This window comes from Curtobacterium sp. UNCCL20, from assembly GCF_900101675.1.
Classification (GTDB): Bacteria; Actinomycetota; Actinomycetes; order Actinomycetales; family Microbacteriaceae; genus Curtobacterium.
Map to the genome: position 1 here is coordinate 1628905 of NZ_FNKG01000001.1, position 17276 is coordinate 1646180.

At 71.6% G+C, this 17276-nt stretch carries 17 protein-coding genes; 8 read left to right on the top strand and 9 right to left on the bottom strand.

Going from position 1 to position 17276, the window contains the following annotated elements; all coding sequences use genetic code 11:
* The 5 genes from BLT36_RS07930 to BLT36_RS07950 form a co-directional block, all read right to left on the bottom strand.
* A complete protein-coding gene (locus BLT36_RS07930; protein WP_092093716.1) occupies positions 1-891 on the bottom strand; it encodes a carbohydrate ABC transporter permease in 891 nt (296 codons plus the stop codon).
* Complete coding sequence (locus BLT36_RS07935) at positions 891-1931, bottom strand: carbohydrate ABC transporter permease (protein WP_092093719.1); 1041 nt, start codon at positions 1929-1931, stop codon at positions 891-893. The genes BLT36_RS07930 and BLT36_RS07935 overlap by 1 nt, the downstream gene beginning before the upstream one ends.
* Positions 1931-3274 carry an extracellular solute-binding protein gene (locus BLT36_RS07940; RefSeq protein WP_092093721.1) on the bottom strand — a complete coding sequence of 448 codons (1344 nt, stop codon included), beginning with the start codon at positions 3272-3274 and terminating at the stop codon, positions 1931-1933. The genes BLT36_RS07935 and BLT36_RS07940 overlap by 1 nt, the downstream gene beginning before the upstream one ends.
* 120 nt (positions 3275-3394) lie before the next feature.
* Positions 3395-4636, bottom strand: coding sequence for an ROK family transcriptional regulator (locus BLT36_RS07945; protein ID WP_092093724.1), 1242 nt, complete (start codon positions 4634-4636; stop codon positions 3395-3397).
* A gap of 192 nt (positions 4637-4828) precedes the next feature.
* Positions 4829-5878, bottom strand: coding sequence for an alcohol dehydrogenase catalytic domain-containing protein (locus BLT36_RS07950; protein ID WP_092093727.1), 1050 nt, complete (start codon positions 5876-5878; stop codon positions 4829-4831).
* An 80-nt stretch (positions 5879-5958) separates the two neighbouring features.
* Here BLT36_RS07950 and BLT36_RS07955 point away from each other — a divergent pair, with 80 nt between their 5' ends.
* Positions 5959-6921 carry a DUF3097 domain-containing protein gene (locus BLT36_RS07955; RefSeq protein ID WP_092094489.1) on the top strand — a complete coding sequence of 321 codons (963 nt, stop codon included), beginning with the start codon at positions 5959-5961 and terminating at the stop codon, positions 6919-6921.
* Positions 6922-6993: 72 nt separating this feature from the next.
* A complete protein-coding gene (locus BLT36_RS07960; RefSeq protein ID WP_092093731.1) occupies positions 6994-7647 on the top strand; it encodes a spermidine/putrescine ABC transporter substrate-binding protein in 654 nt (217 codons plus the stop codon).
* A gap of 140 nt (positions 7648-7787) precedes the next feature.
* Here the strand turns inward: BLT36_RS07960 and BLT36_RS07965 are convergent, their stop codons facing one another.
* Entirely contained in the window at positions 7788-8801 is a 1014-nt protein-coding gene (locus tag BLT36_RS07965) for a LacI family DNA-binding transcriptional regulator (RefSeq protein WP_092093733.1), read from the bottom strand.
* Positions 8798-9250 carry a DUF3054 domain-containing protein gene (locus BLT36_RS07970; RefSeq protein WP_092093736.1) on the bottom strand — a complete coding sequence of 151 codons (453 nt, stop codon included), beginning with the start codon at positions 9248-9250 and terminating at the stop codon, positions 8798-8800. Before BLT36_RS07970 ends, BLT36_RS07965 begins: the two co-directional genes overlap by 4 nt.
* 335 nt (positions 9251-9585) lie before the next feature.
* Here BLT36_RS07970 and BLT36_RS07975 point away from each other — a divergent pair, with 335 nt between their 5' ends.
* From BLT36_RS07975 to BLT36_RS07995, 5 genes are read left to right on the top strand one after another with little or no spacing between them, the layout of a single operon-like run.
* Positions 9586-10767, top strand: a complete 1182-nt coding sequence (locus tag BLT36_RS07975) for an extracellular solute-binding protein (protein ID WP_092093739.1) — start codon at positions 9586-9588, stop codon at positions 10765-10767.
* Complete coding sequence (locus BLT36_RS07980; protein ID WP_254787437.1) at positions 10764-11780, top strand: ABC transporter permease; 1017 nt, start codon at positions 10764-10766, stop codon at positions 11778-11780. The genes BLT36_RS07975 and BLT36_RS07980 overlap by 4 nt, the downstream gene beginning before the upstream one ends.
* Entirely contained in the window at positions 11777-12589 is an 813-nt protein-coding gene (locus BLT36_RS07985; protein WP_092093744.1) for an ABC transporter permease, read from the top strand. Before BLT36_RS07980 ends, BLT36_RS07985 begins: the two co-directional genes overlap by 4 nt.
* Before the next feature lie 38 nt (positions 12590-12627).
* Entirely contained in the window at positions 12628-13740 is a 1113-nt protein-coding gene (locus tag BLT36_RS07990; RefSeq protein ID WP_092094491.1) for an ABC transporter ATP-binding protein, read from the top strand.
* The gene (locus tag BLT36_RS07995; RefSeq protein ID WP_092093747.1) at positions 13737-15329 is read left to right on the top strand and encodes an inositol monophosphatase family protein; all 1593 of its coding nucleotides are present in this window, start codon (positions 13737-13739) and stop codon (positions 15327-15329) included. Before BLT36_RS07990 ends, BLT36_RS07995 begins: the two co-directional genes overlap by 4 nt.
* Positions 15330-15407: 78 nt before the next feature.
* On the opposite strand, the gene BLT36_RS08000 is transcribed toward BLT36_RS07995, so the two are convergent.
* Positions 15408-15812 carry a VOC family protein gene (locus BLT36_RS08000; RefSeq protein ID WP_092093750.1) on the bottom strand — a complete coding sequence of 135 codons (405 nt, stop codon included), beginning with the start codon at positions 15810-15812 and terminating at the stop codon, positions 15408-15410.
* Between the two features lie 10 nt (positions 15813-15822).
* Positions 15823-16221 carry a helix-turn-helix transcriptional regulator gene (locus BLT36_RS08005; protein ID WP_092094493.1) on the bottom strand — a complete coding sequence of 133 codons (399 nt, stop codon included), beginning with the start codon at positions 16219-16221 and terminating at the stop codon, positions 15823-15825.
* Positions 16222-16403: 182 nt separating this feature from the next.
* Here BLT36_RS08005 and BLT36_RS08010 point away from each other — a divergent pair, with 182 nt between their 5' ends.
* Positions 16404-17258 (top strand): hypothetical protein, encoded by an 855-nt coding sequence (locus tag BLT36_RS08010; protein ID WP_254787439.1) that lies wholly within the window; start codon positions 16404-16406, stop codon positions 17256-17258.
* Positions 17259-17276 lie beyond the last annotated feature (18 nt).

The window sequence follows — 17276 nt, forward strand, 5'->3', positions numbered from 1 at the left end:
CTATCCCTTCACGCCGGTGAGCGCGATGCCCTCGACGAATGCCTTCTGTGCGAAGAAGAAGATGACGACGACCGGGACCATCACGACGACGGTCATCGCCATCGTCATGGACCAGTCGGTCCCGTGCTGTCCGCGGAACGTGGCGAGCCCGTACGCCACCGGCCAGGCGGCCTGGTTCTCGGACGCGTAGAGGAGCGGGCCGTAGTAGTCGTTCCACGAGTGGAAGAACATGAAGATCGCCGCCGACGCGATGCCCGGGCGGGCCATCGGCACGACGACGCGCCAGAGCACGCCCCACTCGCTGCAGCCGTCCATCCGGGCGGCGTCGCCGTACTCCTTCGGGATCGTCATGAAGAACTGGCGGAGCAGGAAGATGCTGAACGCGTCGCCGAGCAGGTTCGGCAGGATGAGCGGCCAGAGCGTGCCGGTCAGGTGCAGCTCGGACCACATCACGTAGACCGGCACCGCGGTGACCTGCGGGGGCAGGAGCATCGCGACGATGATCACCGTGAAGATGAGGTTCGCACCCTTGAACTTGATCTGTGCGAGGGCGTACGCCGCCGGCACCGAGCTGAGGAGCATGAACGCGGTGGCGAGCACGGCGTACATCGACGAATTCCCGAACCACTGCGCCAGCGGCAGCTCGGTGAACACCCGGCCGTAGTTCGAGAAGTCGAACGGGCGCGGCAGGATCGATGCGGTGAGGGCCTGGTTGCTCGACATCAGCGAGGTCAGGATCACGAAGACGATCGGGGCGATGGTGAGGACGCCGAGCGCCACCAGGGCCGCGTGCTCGGCGATCCAGACCAGGGTCCGGCCGCGGGGCTTCCCGGTGCGCGGGGCCGCGCCTCGGGGAGCCCGGGCGAGCGGGGACTGGGAGACGGCGGTCATCAGGACTCCTCCGGTCGGAACACGCTGATCCGGCGCATCGTGAAGACGAGCACCACGGCGGTGATCACGAACAGCACGACGGCCATCGCGGACGCGTAGCCGAACTGGAAGTTCGCGAACCCGTGCTGGTAGAGCAGCTCGGTGTAGGTGAGGAGCGACGTGCCCGGGTAGCCGAGTTGGGCGGCCGTGCCCCCGCCGATCGTCGCCTTGCCGCTCGCGACGCCCGAGGCCACCGCGGCCTCGGTGAAGTACTGCAGCGCCGCGATCACCCCCGTGACGGCCGCGAAGCCGATGACCGGCGCGATCGTCGGCAGCGTGATGTGCCGGACCTGCTGGACGCCGTTCGCCCCGTCGAGCGACGCCGCCTCGTACAGGTCGCGCGGCACGTCGAGGAGGGACGCCAGGAAGATGATCATGATGTCGCCCATCACCCAGACGCCCATGATCACGAGCGAGGGCTTCGACCAGGCGGGGTCGTTGAACCAGAGCGGGCCGTCGATGCCGAAGACCCGGAGGATCTGGTTCACCGGACCGGTGCCGGGGTTGAACAGGAACACGAACGCCACGACGCTCGCCACCGGCGGCACCAGGGCGGGCAGGTAGAACAGCGTCCGCCAGAACCCGGTGGCGGTCTTCGCGCGGCTGAGGAGCCCGGCGACGAGCAACCCGCAGACGATCCGGACCGGCACGAGGATGACGACGAACCACAGCGTGTTGACGACCGCGGGGCCGATCTGCGGGTCCTGCGTGAACAGGAACCGGTAGTTCAGCAGGCCGACGAACTCGGGCTCCTGCAGCTGGTTGTACCGGGTGAACGAGTAGAAGATCGACGCGACCAGCGGGTACGCGAAGAAGATCACGAGGCCCGCCAGGGCCGGTGCCAGCATCGTCAGCGCGACCAGGCGGCGGCGGGACTCGGCGGACCGGACCCGACGCTTCGGGGCAGTGGGGGGCACTGGACCGGACCCCGTCGGGCCCGCGGGCCGGGAGGCACGGGCGAGCCGCGCCTCCCGTCCGGCGGTCTTGGTGGTGGTGCTCATCACGGACCAGCCAGCTGGTTCGCGTTGTCGATGTCGGAGTCCAGCTTCTTGAGCTGGGCGTCGAGGTTGCCGCCGTTCTGCTGGTACGCCTGCCAGAACTTCGTGAAGGTCCCGATGTAGGCGGCGCCGTCGGCGGTGCCGGGCGAGGTCATCGTGTCCTTGTTCCCGGCCACGTCGACGAAGGTCTTGTAGTTCTCGTCGACCTCGAGGTCGGGGGACTGCAGGGCCGAGGTGAGCGTCGGGATGTTCTTCAGCCCGTTGCCCATCGTGACCTGCGCGTCCGTGTTCGTGGACAGGTACTTCAGCAGTGCCCAGGCGAGCTCCGGGTGCTTCGACCCCTTGGCGATGCCCGCCACGTTGCCCGCGATGTACGTCGACCCGTAGTTGCCGAGTCCGTCCATCACCGGCGTGGGCGCGGTGCCGTAGTCGAGGTCCGGCTTCTGGTCCTTGATGAACGCCGTGCGGTACTCACCGTCGATCTGCATCGCGACCTGCCCGGTCTGGAACGCGTTGTCGGCGGCGAACTCCTGACCGAGGCCCGAGGTGAACGCCTTGAGCTTGTCGTAGCCGATCTCGTCGACGAAGCCCTTCTGCCACTCGATGAGCTTCTTCCACGCGTCGGAGGTGCCGATCACGCTGTTGCCCTTGCTGTCCAGCCAGGAGCCGTCGACCATCGGTGCCCAGTGCTCGGGCGAGTTCTCGTAGAAGTCGATGAGCGGGTTGAAGCCGAGCTGCTTGATCGAGCCGTCGGCGTTGTAGGTCGTCATCTTCAGCGCGTCGGCCTTGAGCTCGTCGAGCGTCTTCGGCGGGGTCGTGATCCCCGCGGCCTGCATGGCGGGCTTGTTGTACATCAGCGCACTGACGTCGGCGAGGGCCGGCAGGGTGCACCGGGTGCCCTTGTACTGGGTGTAGGAGCGGACGGCCTTCGGGATGTCCGACAGGTCGACCTTGTCCCGCTTGATGTACGGCGACAGGTCACGGAAGGCGCCGGAGGAGCAGAAGCTGCCGACGATCGCCGTCGAGTAGGACAGTCCGACGTCGATGTTCTGCCCCGACGAGATCGCCTTCTGGAGCTTCTCGTCGTCCTGCCCGGCGTGGATGTCGACGGTGACGCCGGGGTTCGCCTTCTCGAAGCCGGCGACGGCGCTCTTCACGACACCGGCTTCGCGGCCGGTGAAGAAGTGCCACAGGGACACGGTGCCCTTGAGGTCCTTCGGCGCCTTGTCGGCGACGTCGGCGGCGCTGCTGCCGGAGCTGCAGCCGGCCATGACGAGGGCGCCGGCAGCGGCCATCGCCGTGACGGTGAGGATCCTCGTGGCGGATCGTTTGGCGGAGGGGTGCATCAGTACTCGCTCTCTGGTCTCGACCAGGCGGCCCGTTTCCGGGCGCGCTGAAGAGCCCTGGGACAGGGCCGGGGTGTGGTGCCTCGAGTGGTGCGGGTGGGTCTCCGCTGGGCGGAGGGGTCAGGGGCGCTCGGCGGGTTCCGGTGCGGGCGCATCGTCGCTGATGCGCTCGAGCCGGTCTGCGAGCGCGGTGCGGACGACGTCGATGAGGACGTGCCGCGCACCGTGCAGGACGGGGGTGTCGGGGACACCGGGCGCCACCACGGCGGTGGACCAGCGGGTGCGGGTCCGGAGCCAGGCGGTCACGGCGGCGGCCAGGGCGGGACCGCCCGCGATCCCGGTCGGGCCGTGCAGGACGACCGTCTCGGGGTCGGCGACGGCGAGGGCGGGGAGCACGTTGTGCCCGACGCGCTCGCCGAGGGCGGTGGTGAAGGGGTGCTGCTCGGGGAGTCCGGGCAGCTGCGGGAGCACCTGGCGCCAGTCGGCTGCGGAGCCGTCCGGTGCCGTGATCCCGTGTTCGGCGGCGAGTGCGGTGATCGCGGACTCGGAGATGAGGTCCGCCACGATCGTCGCCGTCGGGTCGATGGAGCGTGCGTCGGCGGGCACGCTGAGGTAGCCGATCTCACCCGCGGCACCGGACGCGCCGGTGTGCAGGTGGCCGTGCAGGTCGAGGGCCATGCCGAGGCCCTCCGCCATCCAGAACAGGGCGAACGATCCGGGGGTCCGTCCGGCGCCCATGTTCCGCTCGGCGATGGCGGCGAGGTTCGCGTCGTTCTCGATGACGACGCGGACGCCGAGGGCTTCCGACAGGGTGGTCGAGACCTGGTCGCGCGGCCAGCCGGGCAGGCCGTCGGTGAAGATGAGGGTGTCGGTGGCGTGGTCGACGCTCGCCTGCACGCCCACCGCGACGGCGGTGACGAGCTCGGGGTCGACGTCCGCCGCGGCGGCGGCGCGGGAGATCGCCGCGGCGACGATGTCGGCACCGGGGGCGCGCATCTCGTCGGCGGACATCCGGTGCGTCGCCACGGGGAAGGTGCGGCCGGCAGCGTCCACGACGGTGGAGCGGACGTCGACGAGCTGGACGTCGACGGCGACGGCGAGGTCGCGGTCGGTGATCGCCTCGTACACGACGGCGCTCGGGCCACGGCGGCCGGCCTGGGACCACGTGCCGGCTCCGCGGATGAGCGCGGCGGACTCGAGGCGCCGGATGATCTCGGCGGCGGTCGGCTTGCTGAGGCCGGTGCGCTGGGCGATCTCGTTGCGGGTGAGCGGACCCTCGTCGAGCAGGAGTTCGAGGGCGGCCCGGTCGTTGAGCACACGGAGGAGGCCGGGCTGGCCGGGGGTGCGTCCTCGTGTGGTCATGTCGAGGACTGTAACGGACAACCTTCTTTACTGAAAGGTTTGTTTACCGATTCGAAACACGCGTTCCGCCCCGCGAAACGTGCGGGCCGTCGGCCCGCGTCGACCTGCAGCCCAGGACGCGACCCGGGACGGCCTGGAGGCGCGGTGCCAGCTGGCACCGCGCCTCCAGGGCCCGGGGTGGTCGCGTGCGCGCTACGGGCGCAGCAGCACCTTGACGGCGCGGCGCTCGTCCATCGCGCGGTACGCCTCGGCGGTCTCGTCGAGCGGGAGTTCGAGGTCGAACACGCGGCCCGGCTCGATCGCACCCGAGAGCACGTCCGGCAGCAGCTCGGGGATGTACTTCCGGGCCGGCGCCATGCCGCCCGCGACGGTGATGTTCGTGTCGAAGAGGTAGCGCGTCCCGATGGTGGGCACCCCGTGCGGGACTCCGACGAAGCCGAGGTTGCCACCCGGACGGACCGAGTGCAGCGCCTGGTCCATGCTCTCCTCGGTCCCCACGGCCTCGACCGCGCAGTCGGCCAGGTCGCCGCCGAGCAGCTCCTTGACCGCCGCGACGCCCTCGGCGCCGCGGGCCGCGACGATGTCCGTCGCACCGAACTCGCGGGCGAGCGCCTGCCGGTCCGCGTGCCGGCTCATCGCGATGATCCGGTCGGCGCCGAGGCGCTTCGACGCGAGCACCGCCGAGAGGCCGACCGCACCGTCACCGACGACGACCACGGTCTTGCCGGGCCCGACCGCCGCCGACACCGCGGCGTGGTGCCCGGTCGAGAACACGTCGGACAGGGTCAGCAGCGACGGGACGAGCGCCGGGTCGACCGGGCCGGGCACGGCGACGAGGGTCGCCTGCGCGTCCGGGATGCGGACGTACTCCGCCTGCGCGCCGCCGACCGGGTCGCCGTAGGCGTCGTTCCCGCCGAAGCCGGAGAGGTGGTCGCAGCCGGTGGTCATCCCGTGCCGGCAGGCCTGGCAGGTGCCCTCGTTCATCGTGAACGGGGAGATGACGAAGTCGCCGACGTGCAGGTCCGTCACGTCGTCGCCGACCTCGACGACCTCGCCGACGAGTTCGTGCCCGATCGGGTGCGGCTCCTTCGTCTTCGTGACGCCGCGGTACGGCCAGAGGTCCGAGCCGCACACGCAGGCGGCGACGACCTTGACGACGACGTCCTTCGGGGTGATCAGACCGGGCTGGTCGCGGTCCTCGACGCGGATGTCGTTCGGGGCGTGGATGATCGCTGCGCGCAAGAGGGGAGCCTTCCGTCGAGATGGTGGGGGATCGGCCGGTCGACGTCGTCCGGAGCCCACTCGACAGTACCCTCGTGCGGGTGGACGACGACCGGTACGGCGGCGATGTGCTCTCGGGGGACTGGCGCTCGCGCGGAGTGAAGAAGGTGCGGCAGGTGCCGCTCGAACGCGACATGGTGCTCGAGGACCCCGTTACTGGGTGGGCGGGCGCCGTGGTGCGGCTCGAGGCGGGGAACGTCGAGCTCGAGGACTGGAAGGGCCGCACCCGGTCGTTCCCGTTCAGCGGGCAGTTCCTGCTCGAGGGTGAGCTCGTCACGCTCGGGCGGCCGCAGGCACCGGTCGGGCGGTCGGCCGCTGGTCGCGTCGGTTCCGCCGGTGCCGCTGGTTCCGCCGGCGCCGCCGGCTCCGTCCACGCTGACTGGAGGCCCGGGGCCGCGCCCGCCGTCCGGCAGGCGTCCGACGGCGGTCGCCTCCGCACCGCGTCCGGGTCCTTCGCGGTGGAGTCGCAGCGGGCCCGGGTGGCGCTGCCCTCCCGGATCATGGTCGAGGGCAAGCACGACGCCGAGCTCGTCGAGAAGGTCTGGGGAGCCGACCTCCGCGTCGAGGGCGTCGTCGTCGAGGAGCTGTCCGGCGTCGACAACCTGGCTTCGGTCCTGGACGACTTCCAGCCGTCCCGTGATCGGCGCGTCGGTGTGCTCGTCGACCACCTCGTGCCCGGGTCGAAGGAGTCCCGCTTCGCCGACGCCGTGATGCGCGGGAAGTGGGCCGCGCACGTGCTCGTCGTCGGGCACCCGTTCGTCGACGTCTGGCAGGCCGTCAAGCCCGCCCGCGTCGGACTCGCGTCGTGGCCCGTCATCCCGCGCTCGATCGAGTGGAAGAAGGGCATCTGCCAGGCCCTCGGCTGGCCGCACGCGGAGCAGGCCGACATCGCCCGGGCGTGGCAGCGGATCCTCGGCCAGGTGCGGACGTTCGCCGACCTCGAGCCGCAGCTGCTCGGCCGTGTCGAGGAGCTCATCGACTTCGTGACGGAACCGCGGGCCTGAGAACCCGGCCGATCCGTCAACAGGCCTGTGTTCCCGGGGGTGATCCGTCCCTCCAGGCCTACTGTTGAGGGCATGGACGGCATCGAGGGGCGCGTACGAGGCGCGGTCGATGTCTGGCTGCGCTGGCTGCCGCGCTGGCAGATCGGGACCGCGCGGCCGCGCACCCGCATCTGCCGGAAGTGCACCGGATCGCCGATCGCCTCGGCGGCCGGCTTCGGACCGGACGTCCCGCACGCCGTCCAGCACGCGCTCATCGGACGGATCTCGACCATCGTCGAGGACGCCGTCGATGACTACACCGCGAAGAACCTGCCGCTGCTGCAGCGCGAACTCGAGCGGGCGGACGCGCGGAAGCGGCACGCGGGGTACCAGCCGGCCGAGGGGCTGTCGCCCGAGTTCCAGGGTCTCGACGTTGACCCGGAGCCGTCGCCGGGTTCGCCGTTCCTCTTCACGCTCGGCGAGCTCGCGGGGACCGGGGCGGCGGAGCAGACGCCCCGCGAGCCGCTGTCCGACGAGGCGAAGGCCGCGCTCCGGCACGAGATCGAGCTGTCCGACGAGTGCGCCCGCTCCACCGGCACCGCCGTGTGCCTGGCGCTGATCGACCATCGGGAGCGGATCGCCGAGGCCGTCGAGCGCCTGGTCGAGCCGCAGATCGAGGCGCTCGTGTCGGACATGTTCCGCGGGTTCGACGGGCCCGAGGAGGGGCCGCGCTCCGGGTTGTTCTAGGTGCGCGGGTGGTGCGTGCGGTGGTCCCGCGGTCCCGCGGTCGGTCGGTGGGGGTGCTGGGTCGGTGGGGGTGCTGGTCGGGCGGTGGTCGGTGGATTCGCACCGTGCGTGCTTGCCCAGCCCGTGCGAGGTTCGCGCTGTCAGCGGGGGAGCAGGGTCCGACCGGGGATGACGGTGCCCCGCAGGGAACGGTGCTCGACCGGGCGGGACGGGTCGTCGATGCGGCCGATGACGAGGTCGATCGCCTCGCGACCGATGCGCTCGATCGGCTGCTCGAGCGTCGTGAACCCGATCCAGTCGTTGGCGAGCGGGTAGACCCCGTCGAACCCGGTCACGGAGATGTCGGTCGGCACCTGGACGCCACGGCGGGCGAGGGCATCGCAGACGTCGAGCATGAGCCGGTCCGTCGGACACATCACCGCGGTGGCACCGGATTCGTGCATCACGTCGGCGACGTCGGCCGCGATGTCGTCCGGCGGCCGCACGAAGCTCGCGTCGATGTCGATCACCCGCGCACCACGTGTCCGGAGTCGATCGGCCATGGCGCTCGACCGAGCGTGCTGCGTGATCGCGTTGTCGAGCGGCACGGTCAGGACGATCACGGTGGTGTGTCCCGCATCGGCGACGGCGTCGGCGATCGTCGCCCCGCCGTCGACCTCGTCGCAGTAGACGCTCGACAGCGCAGGGTGGAGTTCGGGCCGCCCGGCGACGACGGTGGCGATCCGGGGCGCGAACTCGGCGATGTCGGCGGCCGGCATGAGCCCGCTGCACACCACGAGTCCGTCGACCCGCATCGAGACCAGGGCCGCGAGGGCGGACTTCTCGTCCTCGACCCGCCCCACACCGGTGGTGGTGACGACGCGGTAGCCGAGCTCCGACGCCCGCCGCTCCATCACCGCGTGCAGGGCGGTGTAGACCATCGAGGACGCATCGCGCACCAGCATCCCGATCGTGTGGGTCCGACCGCTGACGAGGCCCCGGGCCATCGCGTTCGCCACGTACCCCAGCTCGGCCGCGGCGCGCTCGACGCGTTCACGTGTCTCGTCGGAGAACCTCCCCGTGCCGGAGAGGACGCGGCTCACGGCCGACTTCGAGACGCCGGCACGTGCGGCGACGTCGAGGATGGTCGGCTGCGCGCCGCGGCTGCCGTTCACGCGTCGGACGCCACGGTGTCCCGGTTGGTGTGACCGTCCTGGTCGGCGCGTCCGCCGGTCCGCTTCTCGGTGGCACGGATGACGCCGCGGGCGATCGCGCGCCAGCCCAGCAGGAACACGCCGAGCACGATGGTGGCGACGATCACGAACGAGATCGGCAGGGGGTTGCCGTCGACCACGCCCTGCCCCGTGGCGACCCGGATCGCCATCCCGACGAACACGGTGAGGATCCAGGCGACGACTCCGGTCGGCCAGAACCGGAGCGGCCTGGCCCAGCCGCCGCTCGTGACGTAGGCGATCGCCCAGCCGGCGAGGAACGGGTAGGCGGTCGTCCAGAGTCCGAGCGGCGAGAACGCCTCGCCGTGCGACGACCGCCCGATGAGCGCGAAGACGACGATGAGCACGACGTCGATGACGGCGGCGAGCCAACCCCAGGTGCGTGTGTTCACCCGCTCATTGTCGCAGCCGTCGCGCCCGGCCCCGCACCGGGCGCTCGGCGCTCGCCGTTCGCCGTTCGCCGTTCGCACAACCAAAGTCTGCCTGCGCCGCCGATCGATGCGGTTCGCGCGCACTTTGGTTGTGCGAAGGCGGCCGAGGGACCCGCGCCTGCCGCCGCCTGAGCGGTCCCACGCGCGGAGTTCACCCGGCGGCGAGGCTCGCGGCACCTCGCGTTCACCCGGCCGCGCCACACTCGACCACCGTGCGGGAACGTTCCCGCAACGCCGTACAGCACGACCCCGCCTCAGCCTCACCCCCACCCCCACGAACCAGGGAGACCATCGACGTGAAGACCCGAGCCCTCGCCGGCCTCGCGATCGCCGCAGCCGCGACCGTCGCACTGTCCGGCTGCGTGCAGAGCGCCAACGCCTCGAACGCCGACGACGCCGGCAGCAACGGCAGCAACGGCAAGTCCGGCGGCACCACGAGCCTCACCGTGTTCATCAGCGGCGACACCAACGTCCAGGACCTCTGGGAGAAGTCGCTCATCCCCGCCTTCGAGAAGGCGAACCCGAGCATCAGGGTCGCCACGAGCATCGACCTCCACGGCGAGCACGACGCCCAGACCCAGGCGAACCTCGCCACTGCGGTCAAGGCCGGCAAGAGCGTGGCGTACGACCTCGTCGACGCCGGCTTCGTCACGACCGCGGGCAAGGCCGGCCTGATGGCGAAGGTCAGCGACAGCAGCATCCCGAACCTCAAGGACGTCCCGGAGGCCACGAAGGAGCAGGGCGGCGACAGTGCGATCCCGTACCGTGCCTCGAGCGTGCTCCTCGCGTACGACTCGAAGAAGGTCACGGACGCCCCGAAGACGCTCGACGACCTGCTCGCGTGGATCAAGGACAACCCGGGTGAGTTCGCCTACAACTCGCCGTCGTCGGGCGGTTCCGGCGGTTCGTTCGTCGCCACGGTCCTCGCGAAGTACCTGTCGGCGTCGGAGCAGAAGGCGATGCAGACCCGCTACGACAAGTCCCTCGAGTCGAAGTGGGACAAGGGCTTCCAGGAGCTCAAGGACCTCGGCCCGTCGACGTACCAGAAGGGCGTCTACCCGAACGGCAACGACCAGGTCGTGCAGCTGCTCGGCAGCGGTCAGATCGCGATGGCGCCGGTGTGGAGCGACCAGTTCATCACCTCGCAGAAGACCGGCGTGATCCCGAAGACCGTGAAGGCCGTGCAGATCGACGACCCGTCGTTCACCGGCAGTGCGAGCTTCCTCGGCATCCCGAAGACGGAGCCGAAGGCCAAGAAGGAAGCGGCCGAGAAGCTCGCCGACTTCGTCCTCAGCTCGACGGGGCAGCAGCTCGTCGCGAGCGCCGTGTCCGGCTACCCGGTCATCCCGCTCGACTCCCTGCCGAAGTCGGTCGCGGAGCAGTTCGCGGACGCGAACCCGTCGAAGCTCCGCCTGGGGTTCCAGAGCGACTTCGCCGCGGACATGAACGCGGCGTGGGACGCGAAGGTCCCGCAGTGACGCAGCTCACCGACCGGGAGGCCCGTGGCGACTCCGCCACGGGCCTCCCGCCCGTCCCGTCGCCGGTCCAGGGCACGTCCCGGTCGGCCGGTCGGCCCACCTCCCAGGAGCGGCTCGACCGCCGTCGGCGCTGGCAGGGCATCGCGCTCGTCGCCGCCCCGGTCCTCGTCGTCGTGCTGTTCGTCGGCGTCCCCGTGGTCAACGCCGCCCTGTTCAGCCTCGGGTTCACCGGCGGCCTGAACGAGGCCCTCGCCGACATCGGCGGCGAGACGGTGCGCGGCTTCTCGTTCGCGGTGTACGGCACGCTGCTCGGGAACCCGACGTTCCTCCGCGACCTCGTGGCGACGCTCGGCGTGACGGCGCTGTCGACCGGCCTGACCGTGGCGCTCGCCGTCGCGGTGGCCGTGATCCTCCGGCTCCGCGGCGGGTTCCTCGGCAAGACGCTCAGCGTGCTGGCCGTGGTGCCGCTCTTCGTCCCGGTCGTCATCGCGAGCTGGTCGATCCTGACGTTCACGGACGCGCAGGGCTTCCTCCGGAGTCTCGGCGCCCAGTTCGGCGTGGACGTCCCGGTGTGGGGCTACACGCTCGTCGCGGTCGTGTTCGGCAGCGTGTGGACGAGCATGCCGTTCGCGGTGCTGATGATCGCCGGGGCGCTGCAGGGCACCCCGGATGCCCTCATCGAGGCGGCGAAGGACGCGGGCGCGAGCACCTGGCGGGTCGTCTGGGAGGTCCTCCTGCCGATGGCGAAGACGCCGCTCGTGATCGCCACGACGTTCACCGTGATCGGGGTGCTCGGGTCGTTCACGGTGCCGTACTTCACCGGTCCGAACGCGCCGACGATGCTCGGTGTCGACATCTCGAAGTACTTCCAGGCCTACAACCGCCCGCAGCAGTCGACCGCGATGGCCTTCATCGTCTTCGCCTTCGCCGCCGCCGCGAGCGTGTTCTACCTCCGCTCGACGGTCCGTGCGAACGCCGGCGAGCTCGAGAAGCAGAAGCAGGTGCAGCAGTGATCAAGCGCGTCTCCGGGAACGTCCTGGTCTGGGCGACGGCCATCGTCCTCGCCGTGTTCGTCATCGGGCCGCTGGCCTGGCTCGCGGTGCGGGCGTTCGCGACCACGTGGACGTACCCGAACCTGCTGCCCGACGGCTGGACCTTCCAGTGGTGGGGGACCGTGTTCGAGGACCGGTCGCTCGGCGTCGCCGTGCAGAACTCCCTCGTCCTCGCGCCGCTCACCGTCCTCATCGCCGCGGTGGTGTGCCTGCCGGCCGCGTGGGCGATCAGCCGCATCGAGTTCCCGGGCCGCCGGCTCGTGCTCGTCGGCCTGTTCGCGACGAACGCCTTCCCGAAGATGGGCCTGTTCGTGACGATGTCTGCGATGTTCACGGCGCTGGACCTCATGAACACGGTGACCGGCATCCTCATCGTCCACGTCCTCGGTTGCGTCGTCTTCATGACGTGGTTGCCCGCCGCAGCGTTCTCCGCCGTGCCGCGGTCCCTCGAGGAAGCGGCCCGCGACGCCGGGGCGAGCCGCTGGCGCACGTTCTGGAGGGTCACGTTCCCGATCGCCTGGCCGGGGATCCTCGTGGCGATGGTGATGTCGTTCCTCGCGTCCTTCGACGAGGCGCAGGGCACGTACCTCGTCGGTGCTCCGACCTACATGACCATGCCGACCGCGATGTACTCGCTGGTCCTCAACTCCCCGCGCCAGGTCTCGGCGGTCTTCGCGATCGCGCTGAGCATCCCGTCGGTCGTCCTCCTCCTTCTCGCGCGGAAGCACATCATGGGCGGCCGTCTCGCGGACGGTTTCCAGATCCGATGACGCACCCCGGCGACACGACCACCACGAAAGGCGACCAGATGACGGACGCAACCCTGGCCCGGGGACGCACCCCGCGCCTCCAGGCCGACGACGCCGCGACCACCGCGACCACGGCGACCAGCGCGACCACCGCGACCCCGGCGAGCCCCACCGGCGGCCTGACCGTCCGCGGACTCCGCAAGACCCTCGGCGGCCGCGACGTCGTCGCCGGCATCGACCTCGACGTCGCGAAGGGCGAGCTGGTCTCGCTGCTCGGCCCGTCCGGCTGCGGGAAGACGACGACGCTGCGCATGGTGGCTGGGTTCCTCGCGGCCGACGGCGGCGCCGTGACGATGGGGGACCGCGACGTCACGACGCTCGGCCCGGAGCGCCGTCCGAGCGCGATGGTGTTCCAGAACTACGCGCTCTGGCCGCACATGACGGTCACGCAGAACGTGTCGTTCCCGCTCCGCACGCGCCGGGTGCCGAAGGCGCAGGTCACCGAGCGGGTGCGCGCCGCGCTCGAACTCGTCGGCCTGACGCACCACGCGACGTCGAAGCCGACCGCGATCTCGGGCGGTGAGCAGCAGCGTGTCGCGCTCGCCCGTGCGATCGTGCAGGAGCCGGACGTGCTGCTCCTCGACGAGCCCCTGTCGAACCTCGACGCGAAGCTCCGGGTGAGCGTCCGCGACGAGATCCGCCGCATCCAGCAGCGCCTCGGCATCACGACCGTCATCGTCACGCACGACCAGGACGAGGCCCTCAGCGTCTCGGACCGCATCGCCGTGATGCACGACGGACGGATCGAGCAGATCGCCGCGCCGGCCGAGCTCTACGCCCGGCCCGCGACCCGGTTCGTGGCCTCGTTCATCGGGTCGACGAGCCGCGTCGACGGCCGGTTCCGGAGCGCCGTCACCGCCCGGATCACCGACGCCGACGAGGTGCTCGTCCGCCCGGAGCAGGTGACGCTCGTCGACGACTCGCCCCTGCGGGCGACCGTTGCACGGGTCCTGATGCGCGGGCACTTCGCCGAGGTGGTGCTCGCCGCGGACGGCGCGGAGATCCGCGCGTTCGTGACCGGCGTGCCACCGGTGGTCGGCACCGAGACCGGTGTCCGGATCGGCGACGTCCTCGTCTACCGCGGCGACGTGCTGATCGGCGCGGGCCGATGAGCGCGGAGACGCAGGTCGTGCCGGTCGCGTCCGCCCCGTCCAGCGCGGACACGGCCTGGAGGCACGGTGCGCGTCCGCCCCGCCTCGTCGCCCACCGCGGTGCGCCGCGGGTCCGGCGCGAGAACACACTGCCCGCCGTCGCGGTCGCCGAGGCACTCGGCGCGGAGACGATCGAGGTCGACGTCCGGCGCACCGCCGACGGCGTCGCGGTCTTGCTCCACGACGAGACCCTCGGACGGCTGTGGGGCGACGCCCGCCGGGTGTCCGACGTCGCCTGGTGCGACGTCGCCCGACTCGGGAACGGCCTCGACCGGATCCCGCGCCTCGACGCGGCGCTCGAACGGCTCGACGGCTGCCGGTCGGCACTCCTCATCGACCTGACCGACCCCGAGGACGCGATCGTCGCCGCCCGGACCGTCGCCGGGTTCCACGGCTCGACGGCCGTCGCCTGGTGCGGTGCGCCGGTCGCGATGGCCGCGGTGCGGTCCGAGCTGCCGGACGCGGACGTCTGGCTCGCGTGGGAGTCGCTCGACCCCCCGACCGCCGCCGACCTCGTCGACCTGAGCCCGTCGACGCTCAACCTGGACATCGCGTTTCTCACCCCGCGCACCGTCGAGGCCGCGCACGCCCTCGGGCTGCAGGTCGCCGTGTGGACCGTGGACGCCGGCGAACCCGCCGTCTGGGCGGCCCGGCTCGGCGTCGACTCGATCACCACGAACGACGTCGCCGCGGTCCACGCCGCACTCGCCGCCGCCGAGCGCGACGGGTGGCCCGAGCGCGACCGGGAGCCGACCGAGACCGAGGTCGCCTCGCGCGCGCAGGCCCTGGCGCACCGCATCGCCCACGAGGTGATCGCCTTCACCCGCGAGCACCCGGTCAGCGAGGTCACCACCAAGGCGCACCCGGCGGACCTCGTCACGGACGTCGACCGGCTCGTCGAGCAGCACGTCCGCTCACGGGTCCGGATGGTGTTCCCGACGCACGGGTTCACCGGCGAGGAGTACGGGGACGCACCCGGCGACCGGCACCGCTGGTACCTCGACCCCGTCGACGGCACGACGAACCTGGCGAACGGCGTGCCGTGGACCTCGGTGTCACTCTGCCTCACGCGCGGCGGCCGGCCCCTCGTCGGCGTCGTCGCGGACCCCTGGCGCGGTGAGGTGCTCGAGGCACGCCGCGGCCGGGGCGCGACGCTCCGGGACCGAGCACTCCAGCTCGACGACGCGCCCCGGCCGCTCGCCGGCGCCGTCGTCGGCACCGAGCTCGACGGACACCGGCCGTGGCCCGGCTTCGGGGCGTTCCTCGACGCGCTGGCGGACCGATCCTGCACGCTGCGGGTGCAGGGCTCCGGCACGCTGACGATCGCGCAGGTCGCGGCCGGACGGGGGATCGGCGGCTGCGTGTCGGCGTTCAACCCGGTCGACCACGGTGCGGCCGTGCTGCTCGTCCACGAGGCCGGGGGCATCGTGCTCACCCGCACCGGGCCGGTGGAGGGTTTCCCGCCGGTGGGGGAGCCGTTCCTCGTGGCGCACCCGGGTGCCGCCGACGAGCTGCACGCGGTGTGGACGGCGGCGCTCGCCGCGGGTTGAGCGCCGCCGCGGGAGGACGGGAGGCGCGTGGCGGGGTCGCCACGCGCCTCCCGTCCGTCCGGTGGGGGCGCGCGTCCGTCAGGCCTGTGCGATCCGCACCGTGTTGCCCGCGGGGTCGCGGACGGCCGCGTCGCGGACGCCCCAGAACTGGTCGGTGGGTTCCTGCAGGACCTCGGCGTTGGGGCTCGCCGCGATGCGCCCGAAGGTCGCGTCGAGGTCCCCGACCCGGAGCTGGAGCATCGACAGGCTGCCCTTCGCGAGGAGCGCGGCGATCGCGTCGCCGTCCTCCTGCGAGCGGCCCGCGTGCGGTTCGGACAGGACGAGCTCGAGGTCCGGGTGGTCCTCGCTCGCCAGGGTCACCCAGCGGAACCCGCCGTTCTCGACGGTGTTGCGGACGGTGAAGCCGAGCACGTCCCCGTAGAAGGCGACGGCGGCGTCGATGTCGTCGGCGAGCACGTGCACGCCACTGATCTGGATCGTCATGGCAGCGACACTAGGACGGCGCGTCGGCCTCGCGCTTCTCCGATACTGCTCGACCCGGACGGACGGCTGCAGCGGGCCGGGTGAGCACCATCGTGTGACAGCTCCAGATGCCGGCGAGGTCGTCGTGGTCGGCGACGCGGTACTCCGACGGCGTCATCCCGACCAGCTCGGTGAACCGCGATGAGAACGACCCGAGACTCGTGGCACCGACGGCCATGCAGACCTCGGTCACGCTGAGGTCGGTGCTCCGGAACAGCGCCTGTGCCCGCTCGATCCGCCGCGTCATCAGGTAGGCGTACGGGGTCTCGCCGTACGCGGCGCGGAACCGGCGGCTGAAGTGCGCCGTCGACATGAACGCGGCGGCCGCGAGGGACGGCACGTCGAGCGGCTCGGCGTACGCGCGGTCCATCCGGCTGCGGGCACGGCGCAGTCGTCGGAGCTCGTCGAGGTCGGTCGTCACGCTGCCATCCTGCCCCGGGCGCTCTCGGGTGACTCTGTGCGGGCGCTCAGTCAGCGGTCGTCGGCGCTCCCTAGGGTGGCAGTCCACGGTCCGCCCGTCCGGGCGGTCCGCGCACCCGAAGGAGCACGACCATGGGATTCCTCGACCGCCTGCTCGGACGTCCGGATCGCGACCGCGGGGCCGCCGGGCAGAACCAGTGGGGGCAGCCGCAGCAGCCCCAGTCGCCGCAGCAGCAGGGGTACCAGTACGGCCAGCAGTCGTACCACCAGCCCGCGCAGGCTCCTGCTCCCGGGTACGGAGCGTCGGAGTACGGGGCACCGCAGTACGGCGCACCGCAGTCCGGGGCGCCACAGTGGGGTGCCGGTGCGCCGGCGGGTGGTGCTCCGTCCGACGACGAGCGCGCGGTCGAGCGGTACCGCTACCTGCTCCGGACGGCACCGCCCGAGCGCATCGAGGAGGTCCACGCCGAGGCGTTCGCGACCCTGACGCCCGAGCAGCGCCGGATGGTCTACGACGAGTTCACCCGCACCGCCCCCGCCGGTGAGGCCCCGCGCGGTGACGACCCGCGCTCCCTCGCCCAGGCGGCGACCCGCTCCGAGATCCGGCAGCCCGGCTTCATGGAGCGCTCGCTCGGCGGGGTCGGCGGCGGCCGCGGTGCCTTCGGTGCCCAGGGTGGCGGCTTCGGGCAGCGGCAGGGCCCGTCGTTCGGCAGCATGATCGGCGCCTCGATCCTCGGCACCGTGGCCGGGTACGTGATCGGTTCGGCGATCATGAGCGCCTTCCTGCCCGACCCCGGATCGTTCGATGGCGGTACCGACGCTGCGGGTGACGGTGGTTCGGAGGACACTGGTGGCGACTCCGGTGACGGCGGTGGCTCCGATGGTGGTGCTGCCGACGGCGGCGGGTTCGACAGTGCGGGCTGGGGCGACGGCGGATCCGACTTCGGCGGTGGCTTCGGCGACTTCGGTGGTGACTTCGACGTGTAGCGCGTCATCGCTCTCACC

Coding starts and splice junctions, on each gene's coding strand:
- BLT36_RS07930 (WP_092093716.1), bottom strand. CDS start 891: ATGACCGCCGTCTCCCAGTCCCCGCTCGCCCGGGCTCCCCGAGGCGCG.
- BLT36_RS07935 (WP_092093719.1), bottom strand. CDS start 1,931: ATGAGCACCACCACCAAGACCGCCGGACGGGAGGCGCGGCTCGCCCGT.
- BLT36_RS07940 (WP_092093721.1), bottom strand. CDS start 3,274: ATGCACCCCTCCGCCAAACGATCCGCCACGAGGATCCTCACCGTCACG.
- BLT36_RS07945 (WP_092093724.1), bottom strand. CDS start 4,636: ATGACCACACGAGGACGCACCCCCGGCCAGCCCGGCCTCCTCCGTGTG.
- BLT36_RS07960 (WP_092093731.1), top strand. CDS start 6,994: ATGGACGGCATCGAGGGGCGCGTACGAGGCGCGGTCGATGTCTGGCTG.
- BLT36_RS07990 (WP_092094491.1), top strand. CDS start 12,628: ATGACGGACGCAACCCTGGCCCGGGGACGCACCCCGCGCCTCCAGGCC.
- BLT36_RS07995 (WP_092093747.1), top strand. CDS start 13,737: ATGAGCGCGGAGACGCAGGTCGTGCCGGTCGCGTCCGCCCCGTCCAGC.
- BLT36_RS08000 (WP_092093750.1), bottom strand. CDS start 15,812: ATGACGATCCAGATCAGTGGCGTGCACGTGCTCGCCGACGACATCGAC.
- BLT36_RS08005 (WP_092094493.1), bottom strand. CDS start 16,221: ATGGACCGCGCGTACGCCGAGCCGCTCGACGTGCCGTCCCTCGCGGCC.
- BLT36_RS08010 (WP_254787439.1), top strand. CDS start 16,404: ATGGGATTCCTCGACCGCCTGCTCGGACGTCCGGATCGCGACCGCGGG.